Annotated in this window: 12 protein-coding genes; 8 read left to right on the top strand and 4 right to left on the bottom strand. The window is 65.2% G+C overall.

The features are described from left to right. The first annotated feature begins 81 nt into the window (after window positions 1–81). The 3 genes from JQ586_RS33840 to JQ586_RS33830 all read left to right on the top strand — a co-directional run bounded on the left by JQ586_RS33840 (window position 82) and on the right by JQ586_RS33830 (window position 2,965). On the top strand, window positions 82–1,215 hold the full coding sequence (locus JQ586_RS33840) for an ABC transporter permease (protein WP_212398974.1): 1,134 nt from the start codon (window positions 82–84) through the stop codon (window positions 1,213–1,215). A 2-nt stretch (window positions 1,216–1,217) separates the two neighbouring features. Then, complete coding sequence (locus tag JQ586_RS33835) at window positions 1,218–1,988, top strand: ABC transporter ATP-binding protein (RefSeq protein ID WP_212398973.1); 771 nt, start codon at window positions 1,218–1,220, stop codon at window positions 1,986–1,988. Between the two features lie 107 nt (window positions 1,989–2,095). After that, window positions 2,096–2,965 carry an MlaD family protein gene (locus tag JQ586_RS33830; protein ID WP_212398972.1) on the top strand — a complete coding sequence of 290 codons (870 nt, stop codon included), beginning with the start codon at window positions 2,096–2,098 and terminating at the stop codon, window positions 2,963–2,965. A 182-nt stretch (window positions 2,966–3,147) separates the two neighbouring features. Here the strand turns inward: JQ586_RS33830 and JQ586_RS33825 are convergent, their stop codons facing one another. Then, the gene (locus JQ586_RS33825) at window positions 3,148–9,273 is read right to left on the bottom strand and encodes a negative regulator of septation ring formation (protein ID WP_212398971.1); all 6,126 of its coding nucleotides are present in this window, start codon (window positions 9,271–9,273) and stop codon (window positions 3,148–3,150) included. Between the two features lie 376 nt (window positions 9,274–9,649). Here JQ586_RS33825 and JQ586_RS33820 point away from each other — a divergent pair, with 376 nt between their 5' ends. Next, window positions 9,650–10,027, top strand: coding sequence for an Hpt domain-containing protein (locus tag JQ586_RS33820; RefSeq protein WP_212398970.1), 378 nt, complete (start codon window positions 9,650–9,652; stop codon window positions 10,025–10,027). Between the two features lie 150 nt (window positions 10,028–10,177). Beyond that, a complete protein-coding gene (locus JQ586_RS33815) occupies window positions 10,178–10,498 on the top strand; it encodes a 2Fe-2S iron-sulfur cluster-binding protein (protein ID WP_212398969.1) in 321 nt (106 codons plus the stop codon). 147 nt (window positions 10,499–10,645) lie between these two features. On the opposite strand, the gene JQ586_RS33810 is transcribed toward JQ586_RS33815, so the two are convergent. Next, window positions 10,646–11,107, bottom strand: a complete 462-nt coding sequence (locus JQ586_RS33810; RefSeq protein WP_212398968.1) for a thioesterase family protein — start codon at window positions 11,105–11,107, stop codon at window positions 10,646–10,648. Between the two features lie 154 nt (window positions 11,108–11,261). Between JQ586_RS33810 and JQ586_RS33805 the strand changes: the two genes are divergently transcribed. Further along, the gene (locus JQ586_RS33805; protein ID WP_212398967.1) at window positions 11,262–12,290 is read left to right on the top strand and encodes an NAD(P)/FAD-dependent oxidoreductase; all 1,029 of its coding nucleotides are present in this window, start codon (window positions 11,262–11,264) and stop codon (window positions 12,288–12,290) included. A gap of 125 nt (window positions 12,291–12,415) precedes the next feature. Then, a complete protein-coding gene (locus JQ586_RS33800; protein WP_212398966.1) occupies window positions 12,416–12,997 on the top strand; it encodes a DUF2147 domain-containing protein in 582 nt (193 codons plus the stop codon). Between the two features lie 175 nt (window positions 12,998–13,172). On the opposite strand, the gene JQ586_RS33795 is transcribed toward JQ586_RS33800, so the two are convergent. Beyond that, window positions 13,173–15,128 carry a hypothetical protein gene (locus JQ586_RS33795; RefSeq protein ID WP_212398965.1) on the bottom strand — a complete coding sequence of 652 codons (1,956 nt, stop codon included), beginning with the start codon at window positions 15,126–15,128 and terminating at the stop codon, window positions 13,173–13,175. Between the two features lie 89 nt (window positions 15,129–15,217). Then, window positions 15,218–16,294, bottom strand: coding sequence for a YbhN family protein (locus tag JQ586_RS33790; RefSeq protein ID WP_212398964.1), 1,077 nt, complete (start codon window positions 16,292–16,294; stop codon window positions 15,218–15,220). 399 nt (window positions 16,295–16,693) lie between these two features. Between JQ586_RS33790 and JQ586_RS33785 the strand changes: the two genes are divergently transcribed. Then, window positions 16,694–17,200, top strand: coding sequence for a ferritin-like domain-containing protein (locus JQ586_RS33785; RefSeq protein WP_212398963.1), 507 nt, complete (start codon window positions 16,694–16,696; stop codon window positions 17,198–17,200). The last annotated feature ends 194 nt before the right edge of the window (window positions 17,201–17,394 follow it).

Here is a 17,394-nt window from a genome sequence, read left to right as displayed (position 1 = left end):
TGGCTGGTTAATGACAGATTCGACAAGGCGATCGGGGCATACCGGGGACCGGACGGCCAGCCAGCCGAGGGATGGGCAGACGTGAACGGTGACCCGACACTGGAGCGGATAGCCCAAGGCGAGGGATTGGCATTGTGCGCGGCCGGCAACTGGACCGCCCGCTTTGCTCCCGCGCTGGAGCGGATCGTCTCCGATGCCGAGAAACTGCGCGGCAGCCGTACGCACTTCTTCATCGATGTCTCGCAGGTCGCGAGCCTCGACACCTTCGGCGCATGGCTGATCGAGCGCCTGCGCCGCAGCCTCAGCGATGCCAGTGCGGAAGCCAAGATCGCCGGTCTCTCGGCGAATTATTCCAGCCTGGTCGACGAGGTCAGCCGCGTCGGTCCTGCGCCCACGGTCGACAGCACGTCGCTGTCGCTCAGCGGCATGCTCGAGCAGATCGGCCTCACCGTGGTCGGCATCGGCGGCACCATCGTCAGCCTGGTCGACATGCTTGGTGCCGTGATCGCCGCGGCGGGGAACGTGCTGATCCATCCGCGCACCTTCCGGCTCGCCTCGACCGTGCATCATCTCGAGCAGGTGTGCTGGCGCGCGGTGCCGATCGTGGTGCTGATCACCTTCCTGATCGGCTGCATCATCTCGCAGCAGGGCATTTTCCATTTCCGGCAGTTCGGCGCCGACATCTTCGTGGTCGACATGCTGGGCGTGCTGGTGCTGCGCGAGATCGGCGTGCTGCTGGTCGCGATCATGGTCGCGGGCCGTTCGGGCTCGGCCTACACCGCCGAACTCGGCTCGATGAAGATGCGCGAGGAGATCGATGCGCTTCGCACCATGGGCTTCGATCCGATCGAGGTCCTGATCCTGCCGCGGATGCTCGCACTGGTGCTGGCGCTGCCGATCCTGGCCTTCCTCGGCGCGATGGCCGCGCTCTATGGCGGCGGCCTGGTGGCCTGGCTCTATGGCGGCGTCGATCCGGAGGCGTTCCTGCTGCGGCTGCGCGATGCGATCTCGATCGATCATTTCATCGTCGGTATCGTCAAGGCGCCGGTCATGGCCGCGGTGATCGGCATCGTCGCCTGCGTCGAGGGGCTCGCGGTGCAGGGCTCCGCGGAGTCGCTCGGACAGCACACCACCGCGTCAGTGGTGAAGGGGATCTTCTTCGTGATCGTGATGGACGGTGTGTTCGCGATCTTCTTCGCCTCGATCGGGATGTGACCATGGCGGAGCAGGTTTCCGACGCCATCATCCGGGTCCGCGACATCACCGTGCAGTTCGGCAAGACACGCGTGCTCGACGGGCTCAACCTCGACGTGAAGCGGGGCGAGATACTCGGCTTCGTCGGCCCGTCCGGCGCCGGCAAGTCCGTGCTCACGCGCACCATCATCGGACTGGTGCCGAAGGTCGCAGGCAGCATCGAGGTGTTCGGTGTCGATCTCGATGCCGCGAACTCGGCGCAGCGCCGCGCCGTCGAGCGGCGCTGGGGCATCCTGTTCCAGCAGGGCGCGCTGTTCTCCTCGCTTACGGTGCGGCAGAACATCCAGTTTCCGGTGCGCGAATATCTGCGCGTGTCGCAGCGGCTGCTCGACGAAATCGTGGTCGCCAAGCTCGTGATGGTCGGCCTGAAGCCCGAGGTCGCCGACCGCTATCCGTCGGAGCTGTCGGGCGGCATGATCAAGCGCGTCGCGCTGGCGCGCGCGCTCGCCCTCGATCCGGAACTCGTCTTCCTCGACGAGCCGACGTCGGGCCTCGATCCTATCGGCGCCGGCGATTTCGACGAGCTGGTACGCACGCTGCAGCGTACTTTGGGGCTGACCGTTTTCATGGTAACCCACGACCTGGACAGTCTTTATACCGCTTGCGACCGTATCGCCGTCTTGGGGAGCGGTAAGATCATTGCAGCAGGATCGATCGCCGACATGAAGGCGTCTCAGCATCCATGGCTGCAACAATATTTCAACGGCAAGCGCGCCCGGGCCGTTACGGGCTAGCGAATGATCCCGCAAAGTGGAGACCGGTTCTCGGACGAGATCATGAGCCAACAGGAAATTCGGCAGGCTCTTGTGCCCGCAGTGGCAACAGAGCCTAGGAGCAATTGATGGAAACGCGGGCGAACTACGTGCTGATCGGAGCCTTCACGCTGGCGGTGATCGCGGCGGCTTTCGGCTTCGTGCTCTGGTTCCAGAGCCTGCACACGACCAAGCAGCGCAGCCCGCTCCGGGTGATCTTCGAGGGGCCGGCCTCGGGCCTTCGCAATGGCGGCAATGTCAATTTTAATGGTATCAGGATAGGGGAGGTCGTCTCGGTGAAGCTCGACAACCCGCGGCGGGTGGTCGCGCTGGCGATGATCGAGAACAACGCGCCGATCCGCAAGGACACCCTCGTCGGCCTCGAATTCCAGGGCCTGACCGGGGTCGCCGCGATATCGCTGAAGGGCGGCGAGGAATCCGCTCCGCCGGTGCCGTTGGACGAGGACGGCATTCCGGTGCTGACCGCCGACCCGAACGCACTGCAGGACGTCACCGAGGCGATCCGCGCCACCTTGCAGAACGTCAACCGCATCGTGGCTGACAATCAGGAATCGGTGAAGAACTCGCTGCGCAATCTCGAGACCTTCACCCAGGCGTTGGCGCGCAATTCCGAGAAGATCGACAACGTCATGCTCAAGGTCGACGGCGTGATGGGCAAGGCCGACAATCTGATGCTCGGGCTCAACGCGATCGCCGGCGGTAACAATGGCAGCGAGCTCAGTCTGATGGTGAAGTCGATCCGCGAACTCGCCGATGACCTCGACAAGCGCTCGGGCGCCTTGATTACCGACGGCCGCAAGACGCTGTCCGACATCAGCCGCGCCGTGAACAATTTCGATCGCAACCCAAGCCGGGTGATCTTCGGCGGAAGCAACAACAGCGCGCCGGAGCCGGCGCCCGCGCCGCCAGCAGCGCCAGGGCCGAGGCGGCGGCAGTGAATTGATTGTGCATGTTGAGTGGCGAATAGCGAATTGGCGTCGCTGCTCGCAACGCCCCGGAATAATGCAGTTGAAACTATCCAGTCCTTTGCGACGCAGAATCTGCGGGTCAATCTCGCACAAGCAAAAACGGAGGCCTCTCGGCCTCCGTTTTCTATATTCGCCACTGGCTACTCGCCAACTTACCCGAGCCGCCCCGCCGCGTGCGCGAGCAGGGTGTACACCAGGCCCGTCTCCGAGGTCAGGTGGTTGCGCAGTTCCTGCGGGCTGCGGCCGTCACGGGCCACGTCGTCGAGCAGGCGTTCGAACTCGGCGACGTAGCGATCGACCGTCTGCTTGAAGCCGCGGTCGGAACGATACTTGCGTGCGACCTCGTCGAACGCCTTCTGGCCGGCCGGCGTGTAGAGGCGCTTGGAGAACGCCTTGTTCTCGCCGCGCTGGTAGCGGTCCCACATCTCGGCCGCGAGGTTGCGGTCCATCAGCCGGCCGATGTCGAGCGACAGCGACTCCAGCGGATTGGCGGCAGCCTGCGGCGCGGGGCGCGGCCGCGGGGCCTCGCGGCTCGGCGCCGGCGGCTGCGCATCGCTGCGGTTGAGCAGGTCGGACAGCCAGCCGTCACGGCCATTGTCGGAGCCCGCCGGGCTCACCGGCGGCGCCTCGGTGCGGCGCGAGCTCGGCATGCCCAGATCCGGCGGCGGCAGCGTCGAGGCGCTGTTGCCGTTGTCGCGGATGCCGGTATCGCGGATGCCGGTATCGCGCACGCCAGTGTCGCGCATCCCGGTGTCCCGCATGCCGGTATCGCGCATGCGCGCCTCGCCACGGCCGCCGGTGGCCGCCACCACCGACTCCTCCGAGCGGACGCCACTGCGGCCCGCGCTGACCACGTCAAGGCCGCGGCCATGGTGGGCGACGATGCGGTTCAGCTCGGCAAGCGCCTCGATCTGGTCGACGATCACCTTGCGCATCTGCGCGGTGTTCTCGGCGGCCTCCTGCGGCATTTCGAGCACGCCACGTCGCAGCTCGTTGCGCGTCGCCTCGAGCTCGTTGTGCATTTCGGCGGCCATCTGCTTCATCGCCGTGACCATCGTGGAGAACTTCTCCGTCGATTCCTTGAACATCGAGTCGGTCTCGGCGTTGCTCTGCTGATAGAGGTCGTTCATCGCGTCGATGGTCTGCTGGCGCTCGTTTTCCGCCGCTTGGCGCACTGCCTCGAACTGCCGGCTGATCGCCGCCGATCCGGCGCCGGCGGTCTCGGCCACCACGCGGGCGATGTCGCGTGCCCGTTCCTCGGCTGCGGCGAGCGATTCATCGAGCAGGCCGGTGAAGCGGGACAGCCGCTGGTCGAGATCGGTGGTGCGCAGGTCGATGGTCGTGACCAGCGATTCCAGCGCGGACCTGCGTTCGCTGACGGAGGCGGTGGTGGAGCGGTTGGCCTGCTCGACCACGGCCGCCGCCTCGATCAGCGCCTTGCCGTGGGTTTCGAACTGGCTCGACAGCTCGCCGAGATCCTCCAGCGCCTTGCCGGTCTTGCTGTTGAACACCGACAGCTGGTCTTCCAGCGTCTGGGTCGCCACGCCGTTGCGCGACGTGACGTCGTTCATCGCGGACACGAAGTCTGCGACGCGGGTCACCAGCGCGCGCTCCAGCGAGTTGAGGTTGTCGTGGGCGCCGGTCAACACCTCCTGCAGCAGGATGTTGCCCTCGCGCAGCCGCTCGAACAGTGCCACCGTGTCGGTCCGCAGGATCTTGCTGGTCTCCTGCATTTCGGTGACCGCCGAGATCGACACCTGGCGCGACTGGTCGATCGCCGCGCGCGAGGCCTGCTCGAGATCCCTGAGCGACTTCGCCACCGCACCGGTCGCCTGGTCGCCGGCCGAGGTGATGTTGCGCGCGACGTCGTTGCCGTGCGCCGCCATCGACTGCGAGTAAGCCTGGCCGCGGGTTTCGATCGCCTTCAGCGCGTCAGCGGTGGCGCGATCGATGTCGGTCACAAGCTGCATTGACTTGGTGGTCAGCGCATCGACCAGCGAGCCGCGGCGGCTGTCGACCATCTGCGAGAGTCGATCGGCCTGTTGCTGCACATAGGTGACGATCTCGTCGGTCTTGCCGGTCATCGTCGAACCGAAGGTGCTGGACGCAGCCATGACCGAGCGCTCGATGTCGGCCGAGGTGGTCTTGACCTTGGTCGTGACCTCGTTGGACATGCTGACCAGTGCGGCCTGCGCGGCCAGCGCCGAGGTCTGGATGTTGTCGGTGGTCTTCGCCGTGACCGCGCCGAGCGAACGCTCGATGTCGGTCGAAAGCGAGCGGATCTGGCCGGCGGCGTCGGCCGAGGTCGCCGCGAACGAGCTCTGGGCCTCGCGGGCGCTGCCGAGGATGGTCTGCGCGGTGTCGGCGCCGGCGGTGGTCAGCGAGCGCTCGATCTCGATGGAGAGCTCGCGGATCTGGCTGGCCGCCTCGGAGGAGGTGGCCGCGAACGAGTTCTGGGCCTCGCGCGCGCTGCCGAGGATGGTCTGCGCGGTGTCGGCACCGGCGGTGGTCAGCGAGCGCTCGATATCGGCGGAGATCGCGCGGATCTGGCTGGCCGCATCCGCGGAGGTGGCCGCGAACGAGGTCTGGGCCTCGCGCGCGCTGCCGAGAATGGTCTGCGCCGTGCTGGTGCCGACCGCGATCAACACCCGCTCGACGTCAACCGCCAGCGACTTGACGTGGTTGGCGGCATCGGACGAGGCGGCGACCAGGGTGTTCTGGGCTTCGCGGGCGCCGGCCGTGAGCGTCTCGGCGGTGCCGCTGCCGGCGATCGACAGCGAGCGCTGGATGTCGGCGGCAAGCGCCGTCACCTTGCTTGCGGCGTCGCTGGACGCGCTGACCAGGGTGGTCTGAGCGTCGCGGGCGCCTGATGTGATCGCTTCCGCGGTCGCGGCGCCGGCGATCGACAGCGAGCGCTCCATGTCGGCCGCCAGCGTGCGGACCAGGTTGGTCGCTTCGGTGGACGCGCCGACCAGAGTGCTCTGGGCCTCGCGCGCGCTGGCCACGAGGGATTCGGCGGTGGCCGTGCCGGCGGTCGACAGCGAGTGCTGCATGTCGGCGGCCAGCGAGCGGACCAGGTTGGTAGCCTCGGTGGAGGCAAGCGCGAGCGTGCTCTGGGCCTCGCGGGCGCTGGCGACGACGGCCTCGGCAGTGGCCGTGCCGGCGATCGAAAGCGAGTGCTCGACGTCGCTGGCGAGCGACATCACCTGGCTCGTGACGTCGGTCGACGCCGAGATCAGCGTCGCCTGGGCTTCGCGTGCGCCGGTCGTCAGGGCTTCGGCAGTGGCGTTGCCGGCCATCGACAGTGAACGCTCGACATCGACGGCCAGTGACTTGACCTGGCTCGCGGCATCGGCGGATGCGCTGACCAGAGTGGTCTGGGCTTCGCGTGCGCCGTTCATCAGGGCTTCCGCAGTGGCGCTGCCGGTCATCGTCAGTGAGCGCTCGACGTCGGCGACCAGGGACTTGACCTGGCTTGCGGCATCGGTGGATGCACTGACCAGCGTGGTCTGCGCTTCTCGGGCCCCCGAGACCACCGAAGCGGCGGTGGCGCTGCCGGCGGCCTGCAGCGTGCGCTCCACATCGGCCGACAGGGCCTTGATCTGGGAGGTGACGTCGCCGGAGGCTGAGACCAGCGAGGCCTGCGCATCGCGGGCGCTGGTGAGGATCGAATTGGCGGCGCTGGTGCCGACGGCCGTCAGCACGCCTTCGACCTCGGCAGAGGTCAGCTTGAGCTGTGCGCTGACGTCGGTGGACACGCCGAGCAGCGCCTGCTGAGCCGTGCGCGCGCCGGTCTGGATGGTCTCGCTGGTGTTGACCACGAGGTTGGTCAGCGAGCGCTCCGCATCCTCGACATGCGACTTGATGCCGGAGGACAACAGCTCCGCGCGGGCCATGAGGTCTTCGCTGGCATGGCGGCCGCTGCTCTCGATGCGGCCTGCGACGGCCTCGACGCGCGATCCCAGCAGGTCCTCGAACTGCGCGACACGGGTGTCGATGTCGCTGGCGACGGCGCCGACGCGGGTCTCGATACCCTGCTGGATGTCGACGAAGCGCGCCGAGATGGTGTCGGTCAGGTGCGCGCTGCGGCCGTTGATGGTCTCGGCCAGATGCGCGCTGTGGCCGTTGATGGTCTCGGCGAGGTTCGTGCTGTGGCCGTTGATGGTCTCGGCAAGGCGCGCGCTGTGGCCGTCGATCGTCTCGGTGACATTGTTGATGCGGTGGTCGATCGCGGCGATGGCCTGCACGGTGCCATCGGTCAGGGTCGTGGTGAGGAGGCCGAGCCGCGAGTCGATCGACTGGATCGCCTGACTGGCGCCATCGGTCAGCGAGGTCACGAGCGTGCCGAGGTGGCCGTCGATCGTGTCGGTGACCGATTTCGCGCGGCTCTCGAACGTGACTGCGAGCGTCTGCATGCGGCCATCGATCGCTTCATCCAGCGACTGGAGCCGGCCGTCGAGCGAGCCGATCCTGCCGGCGAGCGAGCTGTCGAAGGTCGAGAGCTTGTCGTTGAGCGAAGAGTCGAGATTGGTGACGCGGCTGCCCAGCGTGGTCTCGAACTGCAGCAGGCGCTGGTCGAGGGATGCAGTGATCTCGCCGCCGTTCGAACTGACGCGATGGTCGAAGGTTTCGACGTAGTTCTTCAGGCTGTCGGCGATGTCCTGGGTACGCTGGCCCATGCGCTCGACGATGTCGCCGCCGAAGGTCTTGACGGTGCGGTCGAACTCCGAGATGTGGCGGGTGATCAGCGCGCCGAGCGTGCCGGAGTCACGGGCGAATTTCTCGGCAAGCTCGCTGCCGTGGTTCTTCACCAGCTCGTCGAAGGCGCTCATCTGCAGCGACAGCGAGTCGTGCGCAGTCTCGGTCTGGCTCACCACCTTGGCGACCAGCGAGTTGACGGTGACGTCGAGCGCTTCGCTCGCCCTGTCGCCGCTCGTCATGATCTGGCCGGCGAGGCGGTTGCCGGCGTCGTCGATCTTGCCGACGAGATCGTTGCTGCGCAGCTCGAGCTCCAGCAGCAGCGAGTCCGAGGAGTTCTTCAGGGAGTCGTGGATCTGCTCGGTGCGGTCGGAGATGCCGTCGACGATGGTCGACGAACGCTGCTCGAACTCGCCGGTGATGCGGTCGATGCGCTCGTTCAGCATCTCGTGGACGCGGTCGGCGAGATCGACGAACTCGTCGTGGACGTGCCCGGTCTTGAAGTTGAGGCTGGTGGTCAGCCGCTCGGAGGCATCGAGCACGGCCCGGGTGGTTTCGGCACTGGCTTCCTCGAGGCGGTCGAGCAGGTCGCCGCCGCGCTCGCCGAGCGCGAGGATCATGTTGTCGCCGGCATGGCTCAGCGCGGTCGTGATGTGCTGGCCGCGTTCTTCCAGTGCGCCGGTGATGCTCTTGGCAACTTCGTCGACGCGCGAGGCGATCGCGTCCGAGATCAGCGCGATGTCGTGGCGCAGGTCGATCTGCACACCGGAGATCGCGCTGCGCACCTGCTCGGCCTGGCCGACCAGATTGTCGCGCTGGTGGGCGATGTCCTGCAGGAGGGCGCGGATGCGCACCTCGTTGTCGGAATAGGCGCGCTCCAGCGCGGCGACCTCGTTGGCGACCAGGGTCTCGAGTTCGCCGGCGCGCGCGATCGCGCGCTCGACGCCGTCGCCCATCGCCGCAACCTCGCGGCGGATCGCCTGGCCCACCGTCACCATGGAATCGGCGGCGGCGTTTTCCGGTTCGGAGAAGCGGATCGCGATCTGCGCCATCGATTGCGCGATCGCCTGCATCCTCTGACCGTGCGAGGCGAGGCTGGTGAGGAAGTAGAACAGAAGGATCGGCGCGAGGAAGAGGGCGCAAAGGCCGGCGAGCACGAGCACCGCGGTGCCTTGGGCCATCGCGGCCTGCAGCGAGGGCAGGAAGGCGAGCGTGAGGATACCGCAGCCGATCAGCCAGACACCCGAGCAGATGAAGAAGAGCGTGAAGGCGTTGCGGGCCGGACGTCCGTTCTGCAGCGTCTGCAGCAGCTGGCCGATGGTGGCGCGATCATCGTTGGCGGGGCGGCGCGGGCTGCGCGTCTCCTCGATCGGTTCGAACACTGCACGGTCCGCCGCGGGGCGAGGCTCGAAGGAACTTGCCGAGAAATCGGACGCGCCGGGCGGAAGGCCCGGCGAAGCGACCTCCTCGTTGTCGGGGCTGCGGTTCTCCGTGCCCTGTTCGCTGATGTTGAGGGCTTCCTGGATGGCAGAAAGCGCGACTTCGGTGGGATCTTTGACCTTCTTGGGAGTGTTCGCCATGTTCCCTAAGCCCTCTTACTATCTACGCGTCGGCGACCTTGCGAACGTCCCCCGCAAGCTCGAAGCCGGTGCCCACAGCGGAGCGCAAGCTGCCCGTCGGCGGCTTGTCCGCTACATCCGCAAACATCCTATTGGCTGAGCGAAGCGAATGAAATGCTTGCGATTAAGACTTTCTTAATCATCGTTAACAGCTTTAAGCCATAAGGCCTTATGGGTACACGAAATTCCCGCGCCGTCAGGCCGAATGTGTCGGGATCTTGTCTGAAATCGGGCGGATTTCCAGTTCTTCCCGACAAGAATCCGTTAACCAGTTTCGTGATTGGCTAGTCCCAACAACCGCCAAATGCGTCTCCGGGCGGGATAACCGGGACAGGTCATGTCGCTTCATCTCGAACGGATTGAATGGATGCCATCGCCGCCACTCGCCCCCGATGACGGTCCGATCGATCTTGACCACCTCCGGCGCATGACGCTCGGCGACGCCGGCCTCGAGCAGGAGGTCCTGGCGATGTTTTCGGCCCAGTCGGCCCGAATTATCGGCGAACTGGCCGGCTTGCCGGCCGAGGGCGCAATGCACGCCCATACTCTCAAGGGATCGGCCCGCGCGATCGGCGCATTCGCAGTGGCCGACGCGGCGGCACGGCTGGAGGCGGTTTTTTCCAGCGGTTCCGACCCGTCCCAGGCGCTCGCCGAGCTCGGGGCTGCGATCGCCAACACGCGGGCGGCCATCGACCTGATGGTACGCCGGTCCTAGACTCCGGGCGCCTCCACAGGCTCTTGTCCCGATCCGAACGGTCGGCAGGTTTTCGCCCGCCCGACGCTGGCGCTGTGCGGATCGACCCGTTATAGGACTGCCGGGGACCTTCCATCTAAAGCCCGGCGTATTCCGGCAGCACGAGCGATCATGGCCAAAATCCACTTTATCGACCATTCCGGCGAGCAACGCACAATTGAGATCGAGAACGGCGCGACCGTGATGGAAGGGGCGATCCGCAACGCCGTCCCCGGCATCGAAGCCGAATGCGGCGGCGCCTGCGCCTGCGCGACCTGCCACGTCTATGTCGATGAAGCCTGGCGCGAGAAGGTCGGTGCCCCCTCGCCGATGGAAGAGGACATGCTCGACTTCGGATTCGACGTCCGGCCGAACTCGCGGCTGTCGTGCCAGATCAAGGTGACCGACGAGCTTGACGGCCTCGTCGTGTCGACGCCGGAGCGGCAGGCCTGAAGCCTTCAAGCGCGATGAGGCTTCGATCGTCGTCGCGCCTAGCCGTCCTGCTCGACCATGATCTTCGTTGCGAATGCCTCGCGCTCGTCGCGAAGGGTCGCCGCATTGGGCTCGCGTTGACGCTGCGTTGCAGGTCCGGATCGTGGGCTAGTCGCTGTCGGGATTGACCCCGCGGCGAACCCAGCGTCGAAAATTTTCTTTGACCTCGGCCGGCAGCGGCGCCGGCCTGCGCGTGGCTTCATCGATCATCACGGTGACGGCTCGCGCCGACGCCACGCATCTGCCTTCCGAAAACACCACCTGGTCGAATGCGGTCGAGGTCCGCCCGAATTTGACGAGGCCGAGCCCGAGCTCGATCTGGCCCGGCCAGTGCAACTCTGCGCGGAAATGGATATCGAGGCGTACCATGATCCAGCCGAGTCCCGGCGGCATCAGCCCCATGCTGGGGTCCTTCACCAGCGTGACGCGGCCGGTCTCGAAATAGGTGGCATAGACCGCATTGTTGACGTGGCCGTTCGGATCGAGATCGGCGAAGCGCACATTGTCCGAGAGCCGGTAGGGAAAGTCTTCCAGGCGCGGCGTATCGTCAGCTCTGACAGGGGCGTTCAAGAGGGATCTCCGTCGGTTTCCGTCCATACAGCCGACTTGCCTGATCTCGGCAAGGGGTTGCCGCGCCAGCCTCTGCCCCTATTATGCATGACCCGATCCGGCACCCTGGCTGGACAGGCGAAAGCCGGTCGACCTCAACTGAAAAGAAGCGGATATGAGCGAAGCGATCAAAACCGATGTGTTGATTATTGGCGCAGGTCCCTGCGGACTGTTCGCCGTGTTCGAACTGGGCCTGCTGGATATGAAGACGCATCTGGTCGACATCCTCGACAAGATCGGCGGCCAGTGTGCCGAGCTCTATCCGGAGAAGCCGATCTACGACATTCCCGGCATTCCCTTCGTCACCGGCCAGGGCCTCACCGACCAGCTGATGGAGCAGATCAAGCCGTTCAATCCGACTTTCCATATCAACGAGATGGTGGAGACGATCGAGAAGATCGGCGATCCGCTGTTCCGCGTGAAGACCGACGCCGGCAAGGAGTTCGAGGCCAAGGTCGTGGTGATCTCCGCGGGCGGCGGCTCGTTCCAGCCGAAGCGGCCGCCGGTGCCGGGCATCGAGGCCTATGAGGGCACCTCGGTGTTCTATGCCGTGCGCAAGATGGAGCAGTTCCGCGACAAGAGCATCCTGATCGTCGGGGGTGGCGATTCGGCGCTCGACTGGACGCTCAATCTGCATCCGATCGCCAAGCGCATCACGCTGCTGCACCGGCGCGATGATTTCCGCGCCGCTCCCCACAGTGTCGAGCAGATGCGCGCGCTGGTCGCCGACGGCAAGATGGACTTGAAAATCGGCCAGGTCACGGGCCTCGAAGGCGCGAGCGGCCAGGTGTCCGGCGCTCACGTCAAGGGCAACGACAATGCAATGTCGAAGGTCGACTGCGATACGATCTTGCCGTTTTTCGGCCTCACGATGAAACTCGGTCCGGTCGCGAACTGGGGCGTGGCGCTGGAGAACAATCTGATCCCGGTCGACACCGCGGCGTTCGAGACCAACGTTCCCGGCATCTTCGCGATCGGCGATATCAACACCTATCCGGGCAAGCTGAAGTTGATCCTGTCGGGCTTCCACGAGGGCGCGCTGATGGCGCAGAAGGCGCACCGATATGTCTATCCGGACAAACGACTGGTGTTCCAGTATACGACGTCGTCGTCGAGCCTGCAGAAGAAGCTCGGAGTCAACTAATTCCAACCGAATTATGGCCAATCTCGCGTGGCGCCGCCGTGTCCGGTGTCACGCGGGTACTTTCATACGTCGTGAAATGGCCTTAGACTCCGGCTTTCGTTTTGTTGATTGATCAGGTGATGACGATGCGGAACACGCTATCCCAATTTCGGCTGATCCTTGCGATCGCGATGACGCTCGTTGTTGCGGCCCCGCTTGCTGCCAGCAGGGCCGCTGAGCCGAGCGCGGCCGGCCTCTGGCAGAAGACCGTGGACGGCAGGCCTGACGGCTGGTTTCTGGTGATCGATCACAGCGGCATTTTCGAAGGCGTGATCGCCAAGATGTTCTCGGACCCCAGTGATCCGCCCAACCCGATCTGCTCGAAATGCACCGATGATCGCAAGAACGCGCCGTGGCTTGGATTGTCGTTCATCCGCGACATGAAGCGCGAAGGCTTGAAATACGAGAACGGCAACGTGCTCGATCCGCGCGACGGCAAGGTCTACCGCGCGAAGATGACGCTGAGCGCCGACGGGCAGACACTGACCATGCGTGGCTATCTCGGCATCTCGCTGTTCGGCAAGGACGAGGTCTGGACCCGGCTGCCGGACAGCATGATTGCGCAGGTTGACCCCGCGATCATCGCCAAATACCTGCCGTCACAGGCCGCTGCGATCAAGCCGGCGCCGGCGGCAGCTGCGCCCGTGCCCGCGACGAAGCGGCACTAGAGCATGATCCGGAAAAAATTGTAGCGGGTTTCCCTCGTGACAAGCGCGGAACGCGTTTGCGCGGAGATCATGTCAAACAAGGCACTTTAGCGCGATGTCGCGCTTTGGTGAGCGATTTGGATTCTGATTGAATCAGAACCGAAGCTCCAGGTTCCTGTTTTGACGCGAACGCAGTTCAGCGCTGCCCCGGCGCTGCCGGCAGCGGCGCGACCGGTTGCGACAGCACCTCCGGGCCAACGGTGTCCAGCTGCAGCACGCCGGCGGCCGCGGGCACGGCGGCGTCGGCCATCGCCGCGTGTCCTTCGGCGGTCGGATGCACCGCGCCGCCGTAGACTGCCGAGAGGATGCCCCAGGTCGCGTCGTGAATGTCGGTCGGCTGCATCGACGAGGGCAGGGCCTGCGGGTAGGTCATCGCCGCGAAATAGCTGTCATTGGCGTCGCGAATCCAGCGCGCGCGCGGCAGATAGGCGCGATATTCGCCGGCGCTGCGACCGCATTTGAGGGGCTGGTTGGCCGCGGTGACGATATCCGGGTCGAAGCTGTCGCCGTTGGCGGCAAAGCATTCGCGGTCGAACTCCGGATCGGTCGATGCGCGCGCGCAGAATCCGTGGCTGGCAAACGCGTCCTGATGCGCATCGACGAAGGTCATGCGGTCGCTGTCGGGATGGCCGCAGATGACGCCGGACTGGCACAGCGCGAGCGCCTTGAGCTGCGGCAGGAACTCGTTCTGCACGAAGCCTGAAACCGCCGCCAGGCGCTGCGGATCGGCATTGAAGGACGGGTGGATCTCGAAGCCGGCACGGCCACCGGGGCAGGGCGCGCCGCCATCGGTCAGTGCCGGGTTGGCGTAGGTCGTGTAGATGACGCGTGACAGGTCGCCGCCGACCAGCGGCTTCAGCGCATCACGCAGCCTGGCAAAGCCCGACGGCAGATCGCGCGTCAGCGCAGAGCGCGCATCGTCGACGGTCGCCATCGAGCCGCCGCGCTTGAACAAGGTGCGCTCGGTCGGCGTGTCGACGATGACGTCGGCAACAAGCCCGGAGAAGTAGATGTCATTGGCGCCGACCGACAGCAGCACGAGGTCGAGCGTGCGGTCCGGCTGGCGGCGCTTGGCAGCGGCGAGCGCCGCACGCAGCTCGGTAAGCTGGCCATTGACGGTGCCGGCGCAGGTGTTGGCCGACTTGGTCGGCAGGCATTCGCGCGCCTGCTGCGCGCCGAACAGGCCGTCGGCGATGGTGGCGCCGGTGCAGGCCAGCGGCAAATAGGTGACCGCGATGTGCGGATATTGCACGGCGAGCTGCAGCGCCGTGCGGGTCTGATAGCTGTAGAGCGAGCGATGGCAGGCCGAATTGAACCACAGCGCGCTGTGGCGCTGCCAGTTCGACAGGGTGTCCGGCGCTTCGCAGGCCCGTCCGCCCTTGTAGCCGGCGCGGCTCGGCCGGTAGTATTGCGCGCCGCCGAGATAGGAGCGGAAGCAGAAGCCCTCGTCGGACAGCGCGATCGCACGGTCAGGGTTGCCCTCGCCGGAGGCGATGCTGTCGCCGAGCCCGGCGATCAAGAGATCGCGCACCGCGATTTGCGTCGAGACGCGCTGGTTTGCCTCCGAGCCGCTGGCGACGTCGACCGTTGCAACCGTGGTACGGCCGTAGCGGACGCGCAGATTGACCGGTTCGGCGCAATCGAAGGTCGAGGCTTGCGGACCGTCGCCGTCGTCGAACGACCAGGCGCATGTCGCGCCGACCGGCACCGGGCCGGTGAGGCGAACCACGATCGGATGATCGATCGGCGTCAGGTAGCTTTCCTTGACGTTGTCGCGGGTGCAGGGCTCGCTGACGCGGCCCTGGGTGTCGATGCAGAGCCGATTGACCATGTTGCGCGCCCAGCCGCGCCCGTCGCTCTGCACTTCCAGCGCCTGCTCGGAGGCCAGCACGCTGCGGCCGAGGCCGCTTTCGACATGGAGGCGGAAGTCGCGTTCCTCGCGGAACAGGCGGAAGCGGTTCTTCACCTCCCAGGAGATCTGCAGCGTCTCCTGGGCGTGCGCAGTGGATGCCGATACCCCGAGCAGTGCGCAGCCGAGCAGCGCACCGCAGACCATCAAGCGAAACGAAAATCGAGCCAAAGAGCTAAGCATGGCGCGTTTCACGTCAGCGGTAAGGCGAAAATATGAGAATGGGGTGTGGTGGGACCGAAAATCCGCGCCGTGGGTCGATAACGTCGCTGTTACCGTTTCAGCTGCTTGATACGCTGCTGCCGGCTATCGATCGGTTGCCGCACGGTCGCCGAAGCCGTGCAGGCCATGCTTAGTCGCTTTCGTTCCTGCCAGGGCTGCACCACGTTGAGCCAGAGCTCGCGCATGCCCATGATCGAGATCGAAATCCCGAACGGGATCAGGAAATAGAGAATGCGGAACACCACCAGGGTCGCCAGCAGCTGTTCCTTGCTGAACTCCGGCAATGCTACCAGCATCGCGGCGTCGAACACGCCGATCGAGCCGGGGGCATGGCTGGCGAAGCCGAGCAGGGTGGCCAGGATGAACACGACAGCGAGCGACACGAAGTCGATATGCGGCTCGGTCGGCATCAACAGGTACATCGCAAGCGCGCAGAAGCCGAGATCGACGACGCCGATCAGGATCTGCAGCAGCGTCAGGTTGGCGGACGGCAGCACCACCTTCCAGCCGTTCTGGCCGAGTTCGCGGCGCTTCTCGCCGGTCAGCAGCCAGACAAAATAGGCGACGATGCCGGCAAGACAGCCGAGCGCGATCAGCCGGTTCATCGCCGGCGGCAGCAGGTCCATCGCCGATGCGGCAGCCGGATGCCAGGCCATGCCGAACCCGAGCACGAACAGATTGCCGAGCCAGAAGGTCAGCCCCGACAGGAAGCAGATCTTGGCGACGTCGATCGCGCTCAGGCCGTAGTCGGAATAGATCCGGAAGCGGATTGCGCCGCCGGTGAACACGGTGGCGCCGATATTGTGGCCGATCGTGTAGCTGGTGAAGCTGGACAATGCCGCGATGCGATAGGGGACGTGGTTCTTGCCGATCGTGCGCAGCGCGAAGAAATCATAGAACGTCAGCGTGCAGAAGGCTCCGACCACGCACAGCGCCGCGAGCGCGATCCGGTGCGGCGCGATATCGGTCAGCGCGGTAAGGATGATGCTGGTGTCGACGCCCTTCAGCGTCCGGACCAGCGTCGTGACCGCAAACACGATAATCAGCACACTCGCAGCGATACCGAGCCGTTTCCAGCCGATCTTTCCCTTGAAGCCACGCCCGAGCGTGGTCAGCAGTCGATGCATTCATCCTCCCGGCAGGGCGGCGATTTCAGTGAGACCCGGTCACGGATGGCGACGGGTGACGGGCAAACGCACCGTGCGCAATGACCCATAAGGCAAAACCGATGCGTTGTGCAGCCCTTGACAAGCCAAGCTTCAGTCCTCGTCGATGGTCATTGTCATACGGCCTACATATGGTGCGGGCAGCAGCCATTGTGAGTCGCAACCCAAGGCATTCCCGATCGGCATTGCTGACATTCCCGCTCCGGGACACCGCCGTTCCCGATGCGTTTTCCGGGATTTCACGGGTTTCACAGGAACGGCTGCCGCCGGCGCCGGTTAGCCGGCATCGGCAATCGGACATGGCTGCGCGCAGCGGGGCGAAGAAGGCTTGCACCTGTTCCTGGAACGAAAGGCAACTCGATGGGACTGTTTACCAAAGACATCAAAACCATGAACGACCTGTTCGTGCATCAGCTTCAGGATATCTACTACGCCGAGAAGCAACTCGTGAAAGCGTTGCCAAAGATGGCCGACAAGGCGACCGACCAACAGCTCAAACAAGGCTTTTTGAAGCATCTCGACGAGACCAAAACCCATGTCCAGCGGCTCGAGCAGGTTTTCCAGATGCACAATGCCGAGGTCAAGGCGGTCAATTGTCCCGCGATCGACGGTATCATCGAAGAAGCGGACGAAGTCGCGGGCGAGGTCGCGGACAAGCGCGTGCTGGACGCAGCGCTGATCAACGCAGCGCAGGCCGCCGAGCACTACGAGATCACCCGCTATGGCAGTCTGATCGCCTGGGCGCGTCAGCTCGGCCGCAGCGATTGCGCCGCCGTTCTGCAGAAGACTCTCGACGAGGAGCGCAAGACCGACCAGAAGCTGACCTCGCTCGCCGAGGGGCAGGTCAACATGCACGCCGCCGGCTAGAGCCTGTTCGTTCCGATGGAATTGGAACGAGCTCAAAGCTCTTGTTCTGAGGCGTTTTCCTGACGCGAAACGGGTATCCGCTTCGCGCCAGACGCACTGGTCAAAGGGCGGCCCGCTAGTCAGTAGGTCTATTGAGACAAAACGCCGCGCGGGCCCTCCGCGTGGCGTTTTGGCACCAAGGCTCTTCACATCAC

It is taken from the genome of Bradyrhizobium jicamae (genome assembly GCF_018130215.1).
Lineage (GTDB): Bacteria > Pseudomonadota > Alphaproteobacteria > Rhizobiales > Xanthobacteraceae > Bradyrhizobium > Bradyrhizobium jicamae_A.
This window is presented reverse-complemented; position numbering and strand designations above follow the sequence as displayed.

Coding starts and splice junctions, on each gene's coding strand:
- JQ586_RS33795 (WP_212398965.1), bottom strand. CDS start 15,128: ATGCTTAGCTCTTTGGCTCGATTTTCGTTTCGCTTGATGGTCTGCGGT.
- JQ586_RS33830 (WP_212398972.1), top strand. CDS start 2,096: ATGGAAACGCGGGCGAACTACGTGCTGATCGGAGCCTTCACGCTGGCG.
- JQ586_RS33835 (WP_212398973.1), top strand. CDS start 1,218: ATGGCGGAGCAGGTTTCCGACGCCATCATCCGGGTCCGCGACATCACC.
- JQ586_RS33785 (WP_212398963.1), top strand. CDS start 16,694: ATGGGACTGTTTACCAAAGACATCAAAACCATGAACGACCTGTTCGTG.
- JQ586_RS33800 (WP_212398966.1), top strand. CDS start 12,416: ATGCGGAACACGCTATCCCAATTTCGGCTGATCCTTGCGATCGCGATG.
- JQ586_RS33825 (WP_212398971.1), bottom strand. CDS start 9,273: ATGGCGAACACTCCCAAGAAGGTCAAAGATCCCACCGAAGTCGCGCTT.
- JQ586_RS33805 (WP_212398967.1), top strand. CDS start 11,262: ATGAGCGAAGCGATCAAAACCGATGTGTTGATTATTGGCGCAGGTCCC.
- JQ586_RS33790 (WP_212398964.1), bottom strand. CDS start 16,294: ATGCATCGACTGCTGACCACGCTCGGGCGTGGCTTCAAGGGAAAGATC.
- JQ586_RS33820 (WP_212398970.1), top strand. CDS start 9,650: ATGTCGCTTCATCTCGAACGGATTGAATGGATGCCATCGCCGCCACTC.
- JQ586_RS33815 (WP_212398969.1), top strand. CDS start 10,178: ATGGCCAAAATCCACTTTATCGACCATTCCGGCGAGCAACGCACAATT.